The 18,032-nt window shown below is 34.3% G+C and carries 18 protein-coding genes; 7 read left to right on the top strand and 11 right to left on the bottom strand.

Going from position 1 to position 18,032, the window contains the following annotated elements; translation table 11 throughout:
* Nucleotides 1-36: 36 nt before the first annotated feature.
* Both ABWO41_RS05895 and ABWO41_RS05890 read right to left on the bottom strand, forming a co-directional pair.
* Nucleotides 37-564: a 30S ribosomal protein S16 gene (locus ABWO41_RS05895; RefSeq protein ID WP_353134903.1), complete on the bottom strand. Its 528-nt coding sequence runs from the start codon at nt 562-564 to the stop codon at nt 37-39.
* Nucleotides 565-655: 91 nt separating this feature from the next.
* On the bottom strand, nt 656-1,396 hold the full coding sequence (locus ABWO41_RS05890) for a glycerophosphodiester phosphodiesterase (RefSeq protein WP_353134900.1): 741 nt from the start codon (nt 1,394-1,396) through the stop codon (nt 656-658).
* A 111-nt stretch (nt 1,397-1,507) separates the two neighbouring features.
* Between ABWO41_RS05890 and ABWO41_RS05885 the strand changes: the two genes are divergently transcribed.
* Together ABWO41_RS05885 and ABWO41_RS05880 are read left to right on the top strand one after the other, a co-directional pair.
* Nucleotides 1,508-2,017, top strand: a complete 510-nt coding sequence (locus ABWO41_RS05885) for a hypothetical protein (protein ID WP_353134897.1) — start codon at nt 1,508-1,510, stop codon at nt 2,015-2,017.
* 4 nt (nt 2,018-2,021) lie between these two features.
* Nucleotides 2,022-2,345 carry a heavy metal-binding domain-containing protein gene (locus tag ABWO41_RS05880; RefSeq protein WP_353134894.1) on the top strand — a complete coding sequence of 108 codons (324 nt, stop codon included), beginning with the start codon at nt 2,022-2,024 and terminating at the stop codon, nt 2,343-2,345.
* Nucleotides 2,346-2,434: 89 nt separating this feature from the next.
* On the opposite strand, the gene pfkA is transcribed toward ABWO41_RS05880, so the two are convergent.
* On the bottom strand, nt 2,435-3,409 hold the full coding sequence (pfkA, locus tag ABWO41_RS05875; RefSeq protein ID WP_353134891.1) for a 6-phosphofructokinase: 975 nt from the start codon (nt 3,407-3,409) through the stop codon (nt 2,435-2,437).
* A 92-nt stretch (nt 3,410-3,501) separates the two neighbouring features.
* Nucleotides 3,502-4,260 carry a biotin--[acetyl-CoA-carboxylase] ligase gene (locus ABWO41_RS05870; protein WP_353134888.1) on the bottom strand — a complete coding sequence of 253 codons (759 nt, stop codon included), beginning with the start codon at nt 4,258-4,260 and terminating at the stop codon, nt 3,502-3,504.
* Nucleotides 4,261-4,297: 37 nt separating this feature from the next.
* Here ABWO41_RS05870 and rsfS point away from each other — a divergent pair, with 37 nt between their 5' ends.
* The 5 genes from rsfS to ABWO41_RS05845 all read left to right on the top strand — a co-directional run bounded on the left by rsfS (nt 4,298) and on the right by ABWO41_RS05845 (nt 9,833).
* On the top strand, nt 4,298-4,672 hold the full coding sequence (rsfS, locus tag ABWO41_RS05865; RefSeq protein WP_353134885.1) for a ribosome silencing factor: 375 nt from the start codon (nt 4,298-4,300) through the stop codon (nt 4,670-4,672).
* Between the two features lie 17 nt (nt 4,673-4,689).
* On the top strand, nt 4,690-6,741 hold the full coding sequence (gene ftsH / locus ABWO41_RS05860; RefSeq protein ID WP_353134882.1) for an ATP-dependent zinc metalloprotease FtsH: 2,052 nt from the start codon (nt 4,690-4,692) through the stop codon (nt 6,739-6,741).
* Between the two features lie 147 nt (nt 6,742-6,888).
* Complete coding sequence (locus ABWO41_RS05855) at nt 6,889-7,533, top strand: LutC/YkgG family protein (protein ID WP_353134879.1); 645 nt, start codon at nt 6,889-6,891, stop codon at nt 7,531-7,533.
* Nucleotides 7,534-7,588: 55 nt separating this feature from the next.
* Nucleotides 7,589-8,659 carry a PA0069 family radical SAM protein gene (locus tag ABWO41_RS05850; protein ID WP_353134876.1) on the top strand — a complete coding sequence of 357 codons (1,071 nt, stop codon included), beginning with the start codon at nt 7,589-7,591 and terminating at the stop codon, nt 8,657-8,659.
* Nucleotides 8,660-8,756: 97 nt separating this feature from the next.
* The gene (locus ABWO41_RS05845) at nt 8,757-9,833 is read left to right on the top strand and encodes a 3-oxoacyl-ACP synthase III family protein (RefSeq protein WP_353134874.1); all 1,077 of its coding nucleotides are present in this window, start codon (nt 8,757-8,759) and stop codon (nt 9,831-9,833) included.
* Here the strand turns inward: ABWO41_RS05845 and ABWO41_RS05840 are convergent.
* The 7 genes from ABWO41_RS05840 to ABWO41_RS05810 all read right to left on the bottom strand — a co-directional run bounded on the left by ABWO41_RS05840 (nt 9,830) and on the right by ABWO41_RS05810 (nt 17,971).
* Nucleotides 9,830-10,396, bottom strand: a complete 567-nt coding sequence (locus ABWO41_RS05840; RefSeq protein WP_353134871.1) for a DUF1003 domain-containing protein — start codon at nt 10,394-10,396, stop codon at nt 9,830-9,832. The two genes, ABWO41_RS05845 and ABWO41_RS05840, sit on opposite strands and share 4 nt — an antisense overlap.
* 45 nt (nt 10,397-10,441) lie before the next feature.
* Nucleotides 10,442-12,595: a prolyl oligopeptidase family serine peptidase gene (locus ABWO41_RS05835; RefSeq protein ID WP_353134868.1), complete on the bottom strand. Its 2,154-nt coding sequence runs from the start codon at nt 12,593-12,595 to the stop codon at nt 10,442-10,444.
* A gap of 71 nt (nt 12,596-12,666) precedes the next feature.
* On the bottom strand, nt 12,667-14,043 hold the full coding sequence (locus ABWO41_RS05830; protein ID WP_353134865.1) for a DNA recombination protein RmuC: 1,377 nt from the start codon (nt 14,041-14,043) through the stop codon (nt 12,667-12,669).
* Nucleotides 14,044-14,130: 87 nt separating this feature from the next.
* Nucleotides 14,131-14,667 carry a DUF3575 domain-containing protein gene (locus ABWO41_RS05825; protein WP_353134862.1) on the bottom strand — a complete coding sequence of 179 codons (537 nt, stop codon included), beginning with the start codon at nt 14,665-14,667 and terminating at the stop codon, nt 14,131-14,133.
* Nucleotides 14,668-14,776: 109 nt separating this feature from the next.
* Nucleotides 14,777-16,525 carry an aspartate--tRNA ligase gene (gene aspS / locus ABWO41_RS05820; RefSeq protein WP_353134859.1) on the bottom strand — a complete coding sequence of 583 codons (1,749 nt, stop codon included), beginning with the start codon at nt 16,523-16,525 and terminating at the stop codon, nt 14,777-14,779.
* A 79-nt stretch (nt 16,526-16,604) separates the two neighbouring features.
* Entirely contained in the window at nt 16,605-17,144 is a 540-nt protein-coding gene (gene hpt / locus ABWO41_RS05815; RefSeq protein WP_353134856.1) for a hypoxanthine phosphoribosyltransferase, read from the bottom strand.
* Nucleotides 17,141-17,971: an ion transporter gene (locus tag ABWO41_RS05810; protein ID WP_353134853.1), complete on the bottom strand. Its 831-nt coding sequence runs from the start codon at nt 17,969-17,971 to the stop codon at nt 17,141-17,143. The genes hpt and ABWO41_RS05810 overlap by 4 nt, the downstream gene beginning before the upstream one ends.
* Nucleotides 17,972-18,032 lie beyond the last annotated feature (61 nt).

Here is an 18,032-nt window from a genome sequence, read left to right as displayed (position 1 = left end):
GTTCTCCTTTTTTGTTGTTTCAAAATAAAGTAAAGTTTATTCTGCAGAAGTTGCTTCTTCTTCTTGAGATTCTGCTTGTACTTCTTCAGCTGGTTCTTCTGCAACCGGAGTGTTTTTAGCAACAATTGCAGCAGCTTTAGCTTCTCTTTTCTTTGATTCGTCTGCTAAGTTAGCCTTTTTAGCTTCTTCTTTTTTAGATGCTAAACCAGCTTTTTTAGCGTTGATTTGAGCGTCTTTACCTTCTAACCAAGCATTGAATTTTTCGTTTGCCTGCTCTTCAGTTAAAGCACCTTTTCTGATTCCACCGTTTAAGTGGTTTTTGTAAAGAACACCTTTGTAAGAAAGAATAGCTCTGGCAGTATCTGTTGGTTGAGCTCCATTTCCAACCCATTTTACAGCGCTATCAAAATTGATATCAATTGTAGCAGGATTAGTGTTTGGATTGTAAGAACCCAATCTTTCGATGAATTTACCATCTCTTGGTGCTCTAGAGTCTGCCACTACAATGTAGTAGAAAGGTCTTCCTTTTTTACCGTGTCTTTGTAATCTGATTTTAGTTGCCATTTTTTAAATTCATTAAAGTTTGCAATATCCCCTTACTCGTAAGGGATTGCAAAGGTATGAATTTGATTTTAATTATCTACTAATCAAGAGACTATTTTTTAGCTCTCTCTTCAATTAGTTTCAATAACTGATCGGGGTGGTCTGTAGTAATAAAATCGATCCCCTTATCTAAAAATCGGTTCATATCCGCTTCCTTATTTACGGTCCATACATTTGTTTTGAGACCTAAGGATTTAGCAGTCTGTATATAATCTGGATTTTTATCATAAACTGAAAAATGGAAATCCAATCCGCTTAAACCATCTTCCTTTATTTTATTAGGGGTAACAGCTGTTAGAGAATAAACTATCGCTTCCGGATAAATAATAGCCAGTTCTTTCGCAGATTCGTAATCGAAAAGGATAAATTCTGTAATGTCTTCCACCTTCATTTTCTTTACCATTTCAACAGATTTCCTTACCGTTTCTTTAGTTCTTTCTATTCCCAAAGGAGAAGTTTTTATCTCATAAATCAGTTTTGTCTTATGTTTGTTTTGCTTTTTCCCAATCTTCAGGAACTCCTCTACTTTAGGTATAGTTTCGCCATTTGCCATTTTTAAATCTAAAAGTTCTTTATAGGTTGAAGAAGCTATATCTTTACCCAGAAAATCTTTATCATGATTCACAACCAGAATGTTATCCTTCGTAAGATGTACATCAAATTCTGACCCATAACATTTCAATTCAATCGCTTTTTTTAAAGCCGCTCTGGAATTTTGCGGTGCTATTTGCTCTTGCCATGCACCCCTGTGAGCTATAACAGGATTATTTTGAGCTTTTACGGTATAAGACATTATTAAGCTTAAAACTAAAGGGACAATATTTTTTATAAACATTTTTTATCTCGTTTTTTTATATTGAAACTACGTATTTTTACAACAATTAAAAACATTTTATATTACTAAATGATGAAATATTTACTTTCTGCACTTCTATTAGTTTGTTTTAACCTTTCTTTTGCAGATCATATTATAAAGAAAACGAATAAAAACGGTAAAGTAGAAGTATTTGAAAAAGGGGACAAGGTTCGCATTTCTTATCCCGGCGGAAAACTTTCTCCAAAAAGCAAAAAAGAATTAAAAGGTATAAGTGGTAGAATTTCCGAAATAAAAGGAAACTCTTTTATTATTAAAAGTAAACACCAAAAAGAAATAGAGCTTAATTTAAATGAAGTTGTTGCTTTAAAGAAAACCGGCACTTTCGGTTATGCTGCTGCTTTGATTGGAACTTACGCTATTATTGGCGGGGGAGTTATTTATGCAGGAAGTGAGGCCGATTTAAACCCGGGAATAACTCCTCTATTAGGCGCAGTGGCAATAATACCATCTGCTTTAATTGCTACCAGCATTTTTTACCCTGCAAATCCAAGAAAAACAGCAAACAAACATTATACACTAGAAATTATCAACCAATAAAAATATGATTATAACCACTACGCCAAATATTGAAGGCAAAAGAATAGTTAAGTATTTGGGTGTTGTAACTGGCGAAGCCATTATCGGGGCAAATTTTGTAAAAGATATTTTTGCAAGTATCAGAGATATTGTTGGAGGAAGGGCTGGTTCTTATGAAGAAGGCTTAAGAGAAGCAAAAAATATCGCATTAACTGAAATTCAACAAAATGCCCGTAATCTTGGAGCAAATGCAATCGTTGGAATAGATCTGGACTTTGAAACAATAGGCGGTTCAGGAAGTATGCTGATGGTTTCTGCCAGTGGAACAGCGGTAATTATTGAAGACTGAAAATCAAATATCTTTTTTTGATAAGTTGCGATACGATATTTTATAAGAGGTTATTTCACTTTAAACAGAAAATAACCTCTTAATTAAGTCTATAGCGAAAGGATTTCTACTATCTTCAGTAAACTCTGGTTAACGTCTTTATTGTGTTTAATTGCATGATCTAATGGCGTAAATTCTACCTGCCCGTGAATTAATCCCGCCATTACAGCTTTCCTTCCTTCCAATAGACCCTCAACAGCAGCAACTCCCAGACGACTAGCTAAAACCCTATCCATGCAAGTAGGTTTACCCCCTCTTTGAATGTGCCCTAAAACAGAAACTCTTGTGTCATAATGCGGGAATTTTTCTTTAATAATTTCACCTAATTTAAATGCGCCTTCGCCCCCTTCTGCTACCATAATAATTTTAGAAGATTTATCTTTTCTTCCTACCTCTAAGCGGTGTAATAAATGGGGAACATCTGTTTTTGTTTCCGGAATTAAAATAGCTTCGGCACCGACCCCAATACCACTTCTTAGAGCTATTAAACCACAATCTCTTCCCATGACTTCAATAATAAATACTCTGTCATGAGACTCTGCTGTATCTCTAATCTTATCCACAGCATCAACAGCGGTGTTTATTGCAGTATCATAACCTATAGTAAAATCGGTCCCGTATAAATCATTATCAATAGTTCCTGGTAATCCAATAATCGGAAGGTCGAACTCTTCGCCAAAAATCTTGGCCCCTGTAAAAGTTCCGTCCCCTCCAATAACAACTAAAGCATCTATTCCTTGAGATTTTATTTGTTCGTAAGCCTTTTTTCTGCCTTCTGTAGTTTGGAAAGCTGCACTTCTCGCGGTCTTCAGTATTGTCCCCCCACGTTGAATAATATTGGCAACAGATTTTCTGTCCATCTCCAAAAACTCTCCGTTTATGGCTCCTTCGTAACCTCTTCTAATACCAACTACTTCTAAATCGTAATATAATGCTGTGCGGACAACCGCTCTGATAGCGGCATTCATCCCAGGAGCATCTCCTCCAGATGTAAGTATCCCTATTTTATTTATTTGTCTTTCCATTATTTGTTCAAGAGGGTTTAAATGTTTGTGCAAACATTTAAAAAAATGATAAGCGAATATAAGATATTATGTAAAAATTATAAAATATAAGTCTATAATACGAAACTGACTTCTTTTATATTGAAATTTCTGTTAATATTTCCAGATTCTATAACGAGTCTACCCATATTATCTATGTCTGTAATTCTCCCCTCAAAAACATCTTCATTACACCTGAATAGGCTCGGAATATTAAACCGAAATAAGTTTTGGAGATATTCCTTATCCAAATTCTTACCTGCCTGCAATTCTAAATATCTTTTTTCTAAAGCAACACAAAGAATTTCTAAAACCTTTTGTAAATCCAATTCTTGTTTTGTAATCAGACACATAGATATGGCATGATTTACATCGTAAAATTCAGTTTGATTGACATTTAGTCCGATACCAATAATACTGTCTCTCAGGTACTTTCCCTGAAGTCTATTTTCGATAAGAATACCTGCTATCTTCTTATTTCCCACATAAATATCATTAGGCCATTTAATCTTACAATCTTCTGTAAAAAAATGCGTTAAACAGTCATGAACGGCCAGAGATATTGCTTTGTTCAGATTAAACTGGTTAGTGGCAAGAACAAAATCTGTTTTAAGAAAAAAGCTTACGGTAAGATTTTTTTTTGCAGGAGCCAACCATTTGTTTCCATATTGCCCTCTACCTGCAGTCTGATGGTCTGCCATTATTACAGTTCCATTTGCTGGTGGCCCATAATTTGAAAGCATTAATTTAAGGAAATTATTAGTAGAATCTATTTCTGTTAATTTTTGAATGCTTTGGCCAACAAATAGTGTGGGAAAAGTGTTATTTTGCAATATGTTATAATTAGAGTCTCAAAACTAAAATTTTTTAATGGTAAAAAACAAAAAACCTAATAAGAGGATAGATATTTCTGCAGTTATAGTGCATGGAATACAAGAAAAAAAGGGAAATGATATAGTTAGGCTTGATTTAAGAAATATTAACAGCTCGGTGGCTGATTATTTCATAATTTGCCATGCTGATTCTTCTACACAAATGAGAGCCATAGCAGACAGTGTTGAAAAAGAAGTATACTTAGTAAGCGGACAAGATCCTATACATAAAGAAGGTTTTGAACAGGCAGATTGGATTTTATTAGATTATATTGACATAGTTGTTCATATCTTTAGGACCGAGAAAAGGTCTCATTTCGGTATAGAAGATCTTTGGGGAGATGCTGCTATCGAAGAATACAAAAGTGCCTAAACGTTTTAAAATAGAAAATGAAAGAAAATTCAGATAAAAAAAGGTCGATTAAAAAAGTTCCCGGGAAGAAGATCGTTCCGAAGCCGCCAAAATTCAATATCATGTGGATATATGCTGCTATTGTTTTGGCCATATTGGGAGTACAATTTTTCGCCGGAATGAATAACGCCAGACTTATCACTTATCAGAAGTTTGAAAGAGATATGCTTAAACCTGGCGATGTGGAAAAATTAGTTGGTTATCGTCAGGACGATCTGTATAATGTGGAGGTTTACATTAAAAAGGACAGCCTGGAAGCAAAAGATAAATACAAGGATGTAAGAGATTCTGGTAACTTTGGTGTTGGTGGCGGTCCACAGTATATCTTTAAAGACGGTTCTTTCGAATCTTTAGAAAAAAGACTGGATAAGTCACAGGAAAATCTTCCAGAAGGACAGAGGATAACAGTGCAGCCAGAGACAAGAAATAATCCTATTTCGGGATGGTTCTGGACGGTCATTTTCCCTATAATTCTTTTTGCTTTGTTATGGATTTTCCTGATGAGAAGAATGGGGGCTGGTGGTGCCGGTGGTGCTGGCGGACAAATCTTCAATATAGGAAAATCAAAAGCTCAGCTTTTCGATAAGGAAAGCCAGGTTACTATCACATTCAACGATGTTGCTGGCCTTAACGAAGCAAAACAGGAAGTAATGGAAATTGTAGATTTCCTTAAAAACCCTAAAAAATATACAAATCTTGGAGGTAAAATACCAAAAGGAGCTTTACTTGTTGGTTCTCCCGGTACAGGGAAAACCTTATTAGCGAAAGCTGTTGCCGGAGAAGCTCAGGTTCCGTTCTTCTCGATGTCCGGATCAGATTTCGTAGAGATGTTTGTTGGAGTTGGTGCTTCCAGAGTAAGAGACCTTTTTAAACAAGCTAAAGAAAAAGCACCTTGTATTATTTTTATAGATGAGATTGATGCTATTGGTAGAGCCAGAGGTAAAAATAGTATGATGGGCGGAAATGATGAGCGTGAAAATACATTGAACCAGCTACTTGTTGAAATGGATGGTTTCGGTACAGATTCTGGTATTATCATTATGGCTGCGACTAACAGGGCAGATGTTTTAGATAGTGCTTTATTGAGACCGGGACGTTTCGACAGACAAATTTATGTTGATATGCCGGACATCAATGAGCGTAAGGAAATTTTTAAAGTACATTTGAAACCTATTAAACTGGAAGACGGTATCGATATCAATTTCTTAGCTAAACAAACTCCGGGATTTTCGGGTGCAGATATAGCCAATCTTTGTAATGAAGCTGCTTTAATTGCCGCGAGAAAAGGAAATCAGTCTGTAACTAAGCAAGACTTTCTGGATGCTGTGGACAGAATTATAGGTGGTTTAGAAAAGAAAAACAAAATTATTACAAAAGAAGAAAAAAGAGCTATTGCTTTCCACGAAGCTGGCCACGCTACTATTTCATGGCTATTAAAACATGCCCATCCATTAATTAAGGTAACCATTGTTCCTCGTGGACAATCTTTAGGTGCTGCCTGGTATTTACCAGAGGAAAGGAGCATTACTACAAGCGAACAAATTTTAGACGAAATGTGTTCTGCTCTAGGGGGTAGAGCTTCGGAACAATTAATGTTTGGAAAAATTAGTACAGGTGCGTTAAGCGATTTAGAGAAAGTAACAAAGCAAGCATACGCAATGGTTTCTATCTATGGATTAAACGAACGTATGGGAAATATATCTTACTACGATTCCAGAGGTCAGGAAGCTTTTACAAAACCTTATTCAGAGACTACTGCCCGAATTATAGATGAAGAAGCTAGTAAAATCATAGAAGAACAATATAAGAGAGCTTTAGGCATTCTAACTGAAAATAAAGAAAATCTGATAAAGCTGGCGGAGAAATTGCTTCAAGCAGAGGTTATCTTTAAAGAAGATTTGGAGGAAATATTTGGTAAGCGACCTTTTGACGAAGAATCTACCGAGCTTCTTGCAGAAGACGAAAAGAAAGTAGCGGAAGAGGAGCAACAAGCACAGGCTGCTAAAGAAGTAACTACAACAGAAAGTTAAATAAAAAATCCCCCGTTTCCGGGGATTTTTTTTGCCCAAAAACATTTCATTACATTTGCACTTATAAGTTAAAATTCTCGTTGCTATTCTATAAAAGTTTGAGCGATAATATTGGTAACTAGTTACATTTCTAACTACACTTACATAATGAACGAAACAACCTCTAAAGAAAAATTACTGAAGAAAATAAGAAAGGCTCTTCTCGAAAAAAGAGATAACCCGTATCCAAATCTAGAAGAAGCTCCTTTATATCCGGAAACGGACGAAATGCCTGAAGTAATTTTTGCTGAGGAATTAATAAAAGTGGGCGGAAATTTTGTATTCTGCGAAGATGAAATTCATCTCATAGAAAACATCATTTTGCTCGCTGAAGAGAAAAAATGGCGCAAAATTTATTGTTGGGAAAAACCTCTACAGAATTTACTTCATAAATACGAGTATCCTTTTTACGAAAGCGATAAGGATTTTGAGTTAGCAGAAGTTGGATTAACCCTTTGCGAATCATTAATTGCCAGAAATGGTTCTGTTCTCATTAGCAACGCTAATACTGCTGGCCGCCGTTTAAGTATTTACCCTCACGTCCATATAGTAATTGCTTATACTTCTCAATTAGTTATGGATTTAAAGGATGCTTTTCAATTATTAAAAGATAAATACGAGAATAATCTTCCTACCATGATTAGTAATATCACAGGACCAAGTCGCACTGCTGATATTGAAAAGACATTAGTTTTAGGTGCGCATGGCCCTAAAGAGTTTTATGTTTTCTTATTGGAAGACGAAAATAATTAGTTTAATCAGGTTCAGCATGGATCAAAAATACTAAAAATTTTAGTATTTTTGATCCATGCTAAATAATAATTCTGATTTTTTAAAGGGACGTGGTGCTCAAGGCAATATCAATAATAAGTTCAATAAACTTAAATATAGTCTGGAGCATGTGGAAGGTTTGGATGAGGAATTTATCCAGGGCGTAAAAACAGAATTCATTATCGAACATCCAAAATCCATTGTCTCTTATAATACAAGCAAAGATTTATCATTTGGAAATTCTATAAATCCATATCATGGATGCGAACATGGTTGTATATATTGTTATGCCAGAAATTCTCATGAATATTGGGGATTTGATGCTGGTTTAGATTTCGAAAGCAAAATTATTGTAAAACCCAATGCTGCAGAACTGCTTAGAAAAGAGTTTAATAAAAAAAATTATAGGCCAGAACCTATTTTATTATCTGGGAATACAGACTGCTACCAACCTGCTGAAAGAAAATTCAAAATAACCAGATCGCTTTTGGAGGTTTTTCTAGAGTATAGGCATCCTGTTCATATCATCACCAAAAACAATTTGATTCTTAGAGATTTAGACATTCTAACAGAGTTACATCAACTTAATTTAGTATCTGTTAGTCTAAGCATTACCTCTTTAAATGAAGATTTAAGAAATAAATTAGAACCACGCCCTGTAACAGGGAAAGGAAGATTAAAAGTGGTGAGGGACTTACGCGATATTGGAATTCCTGTAAATGTAATGATTGCTCCTATAATCCCAGGCTTAAATAGCGATGAAATTCCGAAAATTATTGAACAAGCTGCTTTAAATGGTGCTTTAAGTGCTGGTTTTACTATTGTTAGATTAAATGGCGCCATTGCAGAAATTTTCACAGATTGGCTCCGTAAAACTTTTCCGGACAAAGCAGAAAAAACCATACACCGTATTCAGGCATGCCACAACGGTAAATTAAACGACACAAGATGGGGATCCAGAATTTCCGGAGACGGTATAGAAGCAGAAGCCATCCATAAATTGTTCAAATTATCTTTAAAAAAGTATGGTCTGCCAAAACCTAAAAGATCTCTAGATTATAGATTGTTTATAAATAAATACAAAGTCAAATTATCATTATTTTTATAATTTATTTAAATAATTTATAAACTATCTTTTAAAAACTCTCTATTTTTGCATACCTTTAAAACTATAGACCAAAATAGTATTTAGTCTAAGCAAAGAAATGAGTAAAATAAAATCGGTTATTGTTGGAACGGGGAGTTATGTTCCGGAAAATATTATTAAAAATGAAGCTTTTTTAAATCATAGTTTCTATGAAAAAAATGGAACTAAGATTGAGAAGGAAAATCAGGAAATTATAGATAAATTTCAATCTATTACAGAAATTGAAGAAAGAAGGTATACATCTCCAAACCAATCTACTTCCGATATAGGTTATCTTGCGGCATTAGACGCTTTGGAAAGTTCTGGTATAAATGCTGAAGAACTTGATTATATCATTGTTGCTCATAATTTTGGAGATATCCATGAAGGTAAAAATAGAATAGATTTACTCCCTGCTATTTCAAGCAGAATTAAACATAAATTGCAAATACAAAATCCGGATTGTATAGCTTATGATTTACCTTTCGGCTGTCCCGGTTGGGTGCAGGCTATCATCCAGGCAGATTATTTTATACGTTCTGGCGATGCAAAAAAGGTTTTAGTAATTGGCGCTGATACGCTATCAAAAATTACCGATCCTCATGATAGGGATTCCATGATTTTCGCTGATGGTGCTGGTGCTACGATTTTAGCAGCTGAAGAAAACTCTAATAAGGGGATTTTAGCTCACAAAACGCAATCGCACACATTTGAGGAAGCTTACTACCTTAAAATGGGAGCTTCTGATAACGCCAATAGCACAGAGCCAGAGGATCTATATATTAAAATGGAGGGCCGAAAAGTATATGAATATGCTTTGAAAAATGTTCCTGCTGTTATGAAAATGGCTTTAGATAAATCGGGTGCAAATGTTTCCGATGTAAAAAAAGTTTTAGTACACCAGGCAAATGGAAAAATGGACGAAGCTATTTTAAAAAGATTTTTAAGGCAGTATCAAATTAAAGATGTAGATCATGACATTATGCCAATGACTATCTCTAAGTTTGGTAATACTTCTGTTGCTTCTGTACCCACTATGCTGGATTTTATTCTGAAAGGTAAATTAGGTCATCACAAAATAAACGAGGGAGATGTAGTTATGTTTACATCTGTTGGAGCCGGAATGAACATTAATACAGTTGTGTATCAGTATTAACGTTCTGATTTTCCATTTTTGTGCTGAAAATCTTTGATTTGTTTTTCCAGACTATCGATTCGCTCAATTTGCATTTTTTGTATTTTCATAAGCGTTTCCATTTGTTCTGTGATTAACAAATCAATTTTCTCATGTAATGTTTTTATTTCTATTTCTGCCTTTAAATTCACTATATAATCGTCTTCTGCTCTAACTCTGTCTTTTTCTTCCTGTCTGTTTTGGCTCATCATAATAATAGGCGCCTGAAATGCTGCTAAACAGGATAACAATAGGTTTAAAAGGATAAACGGATAGGGATCAAATCCTTTGTCAGAGAAAAAATATACATTAATAGCCATCCACCCTATAATAACAATCAAAAAAAGTATTATAAAATTCCAGCTTCCGCCAAAAGCAGCAACTTTATCGGCAAGCCGTTGTCCCAAACTTAATTTTTCCTTTGACTCCAGTTTCTTTGATATCAACTGTTCTTCTTCAATAGACTTAAGAACAATCTGATGTAATTTTCGTAAATGCTGATCACTGGTTTCAAGCAAGTGCTTATAATTGGTTTTTCTTTTCATATATAAACTTACTAAAAGGCCTCAATTATTTTTTGAGGCCTTTAATTATTTTATTTCCTGATAGGAAACACTCATATTCTGAAACATGAATGCCCATTTATCTGCTTGTTCCTGAATAATCATGTTGGTAGGTTTCCCAGCCCCATGTCCTGCATTTGTCTCTATTCTTATTAATACCGGATTATTTCCTTTATGATATTCCTGCAAACGGGCAGCAAATTTGAAAGAATGTGCTGGTACAACCCTATCATCATGATCTGCTGTAGTAACCATAGTAGCCGGGTATTCCACATCTTTCCTTATCGCATGATATGGTGAATATTTATATAGATATTCGAACATTTCCTTAGAATCATCGGCAGTTCCGTAGTCATAAGCCCAACCGGCACCGGCAGTAAATTTATGATACCGTAACATATCCAAAACTCCAACAGCCGGAAGAGCTACTTTAAAGAGTTCTGGTTTTTGTGTAATAGCTGCCCCCACCAATAAACCTCCGTTAGATCCACCAGAAATTCCCAGATATGGAGTAGAAGTATATTTATTGTCTATCAGATATTGTGCAGCTGCAATAAAATCATCAAAAACATTTTGCTTCTGCATTTTAGTTCCGGCAATATGCCATTTCTCTCCATATTCGCCTCCACCTCTTAAATTTGGTACAGCATAAATCCCTCCCTGTTCTAATAAAACGATATTTGAAGTGCTAAAAGCTGGTGTAAGGCTAATATTGAATCCACCATAGGCATATAATAATGTTGGATTCTTGCCATTCAATTCTATTCCTTTTTTATGAGTAATAATCATTGGAACTTTTGTTCCATCTTTTGAAGTATAGAAGACCTGCTTAGATTCATATTTAGAAGGATCAAATTTGACTCCCGATTTTTTATATTCTTCTGATTTTCCTGAAGCTATATCATATTTAAAAATTGTAGGCGGATAAACATACGATGTGAAGGTATAATATAAATCTTTCTCCTCTTTTTTTGCTCCGAATCCAGACGCTGTTCCTAAACCTGGTAAAATAATTTCTTTCTCTTTTTTCCCAGAATAATCAAACTGAATTACATAAGAGGTAGCATCTTTCAGATAATTAGCAAAAAGTTTGTGCCCACCGGTAGAGACTTGTAAAACGTTCTCTGTTTGTGGAATTATATCTTTCCAATTTGCAGGGTCTGGATCGGAAATATTTGCTTTCACTAATCTAAAATTAGGCGCATTTAGATTGGTGAATATGAGTAAATCTTCGCCTTCATTATCTATCACTTCGTGATTATTATCGAAATTTTTTACGATTTGCATGATAGAAGAATTTCCTTTGCTCAGGTCCTGTACATATAATTCGTTTCCAGTGGTAGAAACTGCCGCTGTTATAACCAAAAATCGTTCGTCCTCAGTTAGCGTAGCTCCAATATATCTTCTTGGTGTTTCCTGACCTCCAAAAATCAGTTTATCCTGACTTTGAGGAGTCCCCAATTTATGATAAAATAACTTATGATGTTGGGTTAAACCCGAAAGCTGACTTCCTTCTTTTGGTTTATCGTAACTACTATAATAGAATCCATCATTACCCTTCCAAGCCAGATCAGAGAATTTAATATCAACCATAGTTTCTCCAATTTGGTCTTTGTTTTGGGTATTCAAGACAATTACTCGTCTCCAATCAGAACCACCATCTGAGATCTGATATGCTACCAAACTTCCATCTTTTGAAAAACTGATTCCGGCCAACGAACTGGTTCCATCTTTAGAAAACTGATTGGGATCTAAAAAGACCTCTGGTTTACCATCTCCAAGTTGTCTATATAAAACAGCCTGATTTTGCAATCCGTCATTTTTGAAGAAATATGTAAATTTTCCCTCTCTAAAAGGTGCCGAATATTTTTCATAATTCCACAATTGTGTTAACCGCTCTCTTATAGCTTCCCTAAATGGAATTTGGGATAGATAATTTTGTGTTACTTTATTTTCTTCTACTACCCATTCTTTCGTTTCTTCAGATAAATCGTCTTCTAACCATCTGTACGGGTCCTCTACAGTTGTTCCGAAGAGATTATCTTTAATATCAATCTTCTTGGTATTAGGATAAGGCAAAATGGTGATTTTATCTTTTGGTTGAATCATGTTTTGTTTCTCTGAGCTAGTACAGGCAGCGATTGCAACACTAGCTATTAAAAATGCGGCCGTTTTCTTCATATCGTTAAAAGATTCTAAATTAAATACAGCATATAGGTAAATAAAGTTTTGCGAGTAACAATTTAAATATATTAATCTTCTAACAATTTATCGTCAATTAATTTTGATGTTTTTGCTCCTAGTTTTCTGATATTTTCTGCTCTTGATACCAGATTCCCTGTTCCGCTTGTCAGTTTGTTCATGGCATCTGTATAAGCTTTTTGTGACTTATCTATACTATCTCCAATTTTACTCATATCATTTACGAAACCAACAAACTTATCATAAAGCGCACCTGCTTTGGTAGCAATCTCAATAGCATTTCTGGTTTGCTGTTCTTGCTTCCAAATAGAGGCCACTGTTTTTAAAGTTGCCAATAGAGTAGAAGGTGTCACAATAACGACCTTTCTGCTCCAGGCGAAATCAAAAAGGTCTCTATCAGCCTGAACAGCTATTGCAAAAGAAGATTCAATGGGCACAAATAACAAAACAAATTCGGGCGAATTGATTTGATATAAATCATGATAATTTTTAGAGCCTAAGCCTTGTATATGATTCTTTATAGAAGATATATGCTGCTTTAGATAGCCTTCTCTTTCTTCTTCCTCAGCATTCATTAAACGTTCGTAAGCAATTAACGAAACTTTAGAATCGATAACGATATGTTTGTTTTCAGGAAGATTTAAAATAACATCTGGTAATAATCTGATACCTTCTTCTGATAAAAAACTGCCTTGTTTATTGTAGTTTACACCTTCTAATAATCCGGAACCTTCCAAAAGTCTGTCTAAAACCATTTCACCCCAATTGCCTTGCTTCTTGTTATCTCCTTTTAATGCTTTGGTTAAGTTATTGGCATCGTCCTGTATCAGTTTAGTCTGTTTAACCAATTCATCAATAGCACCTTTTAGGGTAAAACGCTCTGCAGATTCTATCTTATAACTCTGTTCTATCTTTTGTTCAAATGCTTTTATATTTTCTTTTAGTGGGTTTAACAAAATATCTAAATTGGTCTTATTAACTTCTGTAAACTCACTGGTTTTTTGCTTTAATATTTGATTTGCAATATTCTCAAACTCTATTTTAAATTTTTGCTGTAAATTATCTATATACTGTTTCTGTTCTTCAATTTTTTCCTTTTCTGCTGTCAAATTAGCCGACATACTACTATTTCTTTGCTTTTCCTGGTTTAGAAATGCTGATATTTCCAGCTTTTCTTCTTCTAGTCTGTTTATTCTTCCCAAAAGTTTAAATTCCAGATCCTGCTTTTCTTCTTTAATTAAGTTATGAATAGCTAATGCTTCGGACTGTGCATTTTTTAAATTTTGCTCTGCTACTGCAAGTGAAATTTTCAGTTTTTCGTTTTCTATTAATAATTCGGTTTTATCTGAAGCAGTTTTTGGTTTCTTTATAAAAAGAAAGATAGACAAACATAAAATACAGAGTGATACAATGAGCAGAAGTTCCATATTACAAAATAACGATTTGCGGCTAGCTTATAAAAACAAAAAACCGAGCTTTTATTAAAACTCGGCTTTTATCTTCATTTAAAATTATTAAAAAGCAAAGCCCAATGCTATACCTGTACGTAGGCTAAAACCGTCAAACACTTTATTGATTTCCGGTTCATTACTTCCATCATCTGCTTTAACTTTACCTGAATTGAAACTTGGCCCAAAGAAAATATCTAATGTAAACGCACTTCCATAAACCCATTGTCTGCCAATTAAAACTCCGCCGCCGAAAGACGAATATGATCCCTTAGCAGAACTTTCTTCGTCTTTTACCCGATAATCCTGATATCTTAAAAAAGCTGCTGTATATAATCCACTTAATGCATTTTGTTTTGGATAAAACCTAAATTCAGGAGTTAATGCAATACCTGAAAATTTAGTATCAGAAAGTTTTACTCCGGTAAAAGCAGCTCCTAATTGTACTGACGTTTTTTCAGATAATTTATGCTCATAAAAAATAGAGCCGGTTCTCAATAGCGCACTCAGAGGATTAATTTTAATGGTATTTTTTTCAATTTGTGCGTAGCTTTTAAAATAAGCAACTGTAAATAATACAGCAACGAATAATAGTTTTCTCATTATTAAGTTTATTAATTTTACAATAATTACGAACTATAATTGAGATATGATACAAACAAAAAAAGTGTTTGATTTAAACAAACACTCTTTCATATTCTATTAAGTATTATTAAACTGTAGTCTTAATACTTAATTCTTCTTTTTGCTTTTCATCTATTGTAGAAGGCGCATCTATCATCACATCTCTTCCTGAATTGTTTTTAGGGAAGGCAATGACATCACGAATGGTATCCAGACCTGCAAAAATAGAAACCAATCTATCAAAACCGAAAGCTATACCGCCATGAGGAGGGGCTCCAAATTCGAAGGCATCCATTAAGAAACCAAATTGCTTTTGTGCTTCTTCTGGTGAAAAACCTAAATGTTTGAACATTAATGATTGCAATTCTCTGTCATGAATACGGATAGAACCACCGCCTATTTCTGTTCCATTAATAACCAAATCATAAGCATTTGCTCGCACTGCTCCCGGATCTGTATCTAATTTTGCAATATCATCTGGTTTTGGCGAAGTGAAAGGATGGTGCATTGCATGATAGCGCTCTGTTTCCTCATCCCATTCCAATAAAGGAAAATCAACTACCCAAAGTGGTGCAAATTTATTTTTATCTCTTAACCCCAACCGATTCCCCATTTCCAGACGTAACTCGTTCAGCTGTTTACGAACTTTATCTTTATTCTGGCCAGCCAAAATCAAAATCAAATCACCTGGTTCTGTTTGGAAAGCTTCTGACCACTTTTTCAATTCTTCTTCGTTGAAGAATTTATCTACAGAAGATTTTAATGACCCGTCTTCATTATGACGCATATAAATCATTCCTGTTGCACCAATTTGCGGTCTTTTAACAAAGTCTGTCAATTCGTCTAACTGCTTACGTGTATAAGAAGCACTTGATTTTGCATTAATACCTATTACAATATCGGCATTATCAAAAACAGGAAAACCTTTTCCTTTCCCAATTTCTGTAATATCTACAAACTGCATCCCAAAACGAGTGTCTGGTTTATCAGAACCGTATAAACGCATTGCTTCGTCATAAGACATACGTGGGAATTCAGCTATATCTAAACCTTTTACAGTTTTGAACATGTGGCGAGTCAGACCTTCAAACAAGTTCAAAATATCTTCCTGTTCAATGAAAGACATTTCACAGTCTATTTGTGTAAATTCTGGCTGACGATCTGCTCTTAAATCCTCGTCTCTGAAACATTTCACTATTTGAAAGTACCTGTCGAAACCAGAAACCATTAATAATTGCTTGAATGTTTGTGGAGATTGTGGCAATGCATAAAACTCTCCAGGATTCATACGACTTGGCACTACAAAATCTCTTGCTCCTTCTGGTGTCGATTTGATTAAATATGGAGTTTCAACTTCAATAAAATTGTTTGAGTCTAAATATTTTCTGATTTCCTGAGCCATTTTATGGCGCAAAACTAAATTATTACGTACCGGGTTTCTTCTTAAGTCCAGATAACGGTATTTCATTCTTAAGTCGTCACCTCCATCTGTTTCATCTTCAATTAAGAAAGGAGGAAGCTTTGCAGCATTTAAAACTTCAAGTTTAGAAACTTTTATTTCAATATCGCCCGTAGGCATTTTTGGGTTTTTATTTGTTCTTTCTATTACTGTTCCCGTAACTTTAATTACAAATTCTCTTCCCAAATCGCGAGCCGTAGCTCTCAATTCTGCATCGTCATCTGCATTGAAAACCAATTGTGTAATTCCGTACCTATCGCGAACATCTATAAAAGTCATTCCGCCTAAGTCACGAGATTTTTGTACCCAGCCACTTAAAACCACTTCTTTTCCTAAATCGGCTATGGTTAATTCACCACAAGTATGAGTTCTATGCATTATATTTTTAATATTTTTAAGGATACGAAGATAAAAAATCTTCTATTTTATTGTCCTATTTTGCAGTATTTAAAATGCGTTAAGTCTTTAATCTGTAAATGTTTTTAGTATTTCTTCCAAGCCCATTATAATCTAAACCATAACCTACTACAAAATCATTGGCTATTTCAAATCCAACATAAGCAATCTCATCGATTTCCTTTTGCAAAGCATCTGGCTTTAATAAAAGTGAAGCTACTTTAATAGATGCCGGATTCTTAGTCTTCAATTTATTAATCAGGTAATCTAAGGTATTTCCCGTGTCTATAATATCCTCTATTAAAATGATATCTCTGTTTTCTATGTTAGTATTTAATACATATTCTTCTTTTATCTTACCGGTACTTTGCATGTCCTGATAGGAAGAAACTTTTAAAAAAGCTACTTCGCAAGAAATTTCAAGCGCTTTCATTAAATCTGCCATAAATATGAAACTCCCGTTAAGCACACCTATAATCATGGGTGTTTTATTTTCATAATCCACATTTATTTGAATAGCCAAAACCCGAATTCTCTTTTCTATCAATTCGTAATCAATAAAAGACTCGAATATTTTATCATCTATAGCTAATTCCATCATTCAATAATATTTATAGGTTTACCGCAATTTCTACAATAATTATCCATTGCGTCTACCGTATGCTTACAATATTTGCAAGTTATAGTATGTTTCCTGTTTTTAGCCAATTCTACAGTAACAATACCGGTAGGTACTGCAATAATTGCATAACCACTTAACATAATTACCGAAGCTAAAAATTTACCTAAATAAGTCATAGGAACAATATCTCCAAAACCGACAGTTGTAATGGTTACAATTCCCCAATAAATACTTGCAGGAATACTACTAAATCCCGGATTATCATGTTCTATCACGTACATTAATGTGCCAATAATGACTACGAAAATGAATATGAAAGTTATAAAAACAAGTATTTTGTACATACTCTTTCGCATGGCGATGAGTAAAACTTTTCCTTCCCGAGTAAAATTAAATAATCTCAGAATTCTAAAAACTCTTAATAATCTCAATACTCTGATTACTAAAAAATAGTGATAGCTCAGTACAAACAAACTCAAATAGGTGGGAAGAATGGACATTAAATCTATTATTCCCCAAAAACTTACTACATATTTGGTTCTTCTTTTAGAAGAATAAATTCTCAAAATGTATTCAAAAGTGAATAAAATGGTAAATGACCAGTCAATAATATAAAATAATTGTGGATGGTGATGCCCGATTTCCGGCATACTTTCTAAAACCACCAGCGTTACACTAAAAAGTATAGTCCATAATAAAATGATATCAAATTTCTTTCCGGCTGGTGTATCCGAGTTGAAGATAACAGTATATAATCTGTCTCTGTCAAAATTATAATTGATGAATGCTCTTATTTTGGATATCATGTGTTTTACATAGAATGAGTGTAACCAATAAAACTAATGAAAATGTCACTTATAAAAACAT

The sequence above is a fragment of the Pseudopedobacter sp. genome (assembly GCF_040392825.1).
Classification (GTDB): domain Bacteria; phylum Bacteroidota; class Bacteroidia; order Sphingobacteriales; family Sphingobacteriaceae; genus Pseudopedobacter.
The sequence above is the reverse complement of the archived record's forward strand: the minus strand, read 5'-3'. Positions and strand labels throughout refer to the sequence as shown.

Bases quoted from the DNA above. Each gene is read 5' to 3' on its own strand.
- ABWO41_RS05895 (WP_353134903.1), bottom strand. From the start codon at position 564: ATGGCAACTAAAATCAGATTACAAAGACACGGTAAAAAAGGAAGACCT.
- ABWO41_RS05890 (WP_353134900.1), bottom strand. From the start codon at position 1,396: ATGTCTTATACCGTAAAAGCTCAAAATAATCCTGTTATAGCTCACAGG.
- ABWO41_RS05885 (WP_353134897.1), top strand. From the start codon at position 1,508: ATGATGAAATATTTACTTTCTGCACTTCTATTAGTTTGTTTTAACCTT.
- ABWO41_RS05880 (WP_353134894.1), top strand. From the start codon at position 2,022: ATGATTATAACCACTACGCCAAATATTGAAGGCAAAAGAATAGTTAAG.
- pfkA (WP_353134891.1), bottom strand. From the start codon at position 3,409: ATGGAAAGACAAATAAATAAAATAGGGATACTTACATCTGGAGGAGAT.
- rsfS (WP_353134885.1), top strand. From the start codon at position 4,298: ATGGTAAAAAACAAAAAACCTAATAAGAGGATAGATATTTCTGCAGTT.
- ftsH (WP_353134882.1), top strand. From the start codon at position 4,690: ATGAAAGAAAATTCAGATAAAAAAAGGTCGATTAAAAAAGTTCCCGGG.
- ABWO41_RS05855 (WP_353134879.1), top strand. From the start codon at position 6,889: ATGAACGAAACAACCTCTAAAGAAAAATTACTGAAGAAAATAAGAAAG.
- ABWO41_RS05850 (WP_353134876.1), top strand. From the start codon at position 7,589: ATGCTAAATAATAATTCTGATTTTTTAAAGGGACGTGGTGCTCAAGGC.
- ABWO41_RS05845 (WP_353134874.1), top strand. From the start codon at position 8,757: ATGAGTAAAATAAAATCGGTTATTGTTGGAACGGGGAGTTATGTTCCG.
- ABWO41_RS05840 (WP_353134871.1), bottom strand. From the start codon at position 10,396: ATGAAAAGAAAAACCAATTATAAGCACTTGCTTGAAACCAGTGATCAG.
- ABWO41_RS05835 (WP_353134868.1), bottom strand. From the start codon at position 12,595: ATGAAGAAAACGGCCGCATTTTTAATAGCTAGTGTTGCAATCGCTGCC.
- ABWO41_RS05830 (WP_353134865.1), bottom strand. From the start codon at position 14,043: ATGGAACTTCTGCTCATTGTATCACTCTGTATTTTATGTTTGTCTATC.
- ABWO41_RS05825 (WP_353134862.1), bottom strand. From the start codon at position 14,667: ATGAGAAAACTATTATTCGTTGCTGTATTATTTACAGTTGCTTATTTT.
- aspS (WP_353134859.1), bottom strand. From the start codon at position 16,525: ATGCATAGAACTCATACTTGTGGTGAATTAACCATAGCCGATTTAGGA.
- hpt (WP_353134856.1), bottom strand. From the start codon at position 17,144: ATGATGGAATTAGCTATAGATGATAAAATATTCGAGTCTTTTATTGAT.
- ABWO41_RS05810 (WP_353134853.1), bottom strand. From the start codon at position 17,971: ATGATATCCAAAATAAGAGCATTCATCAATTATAATTTTGACAGAGAC.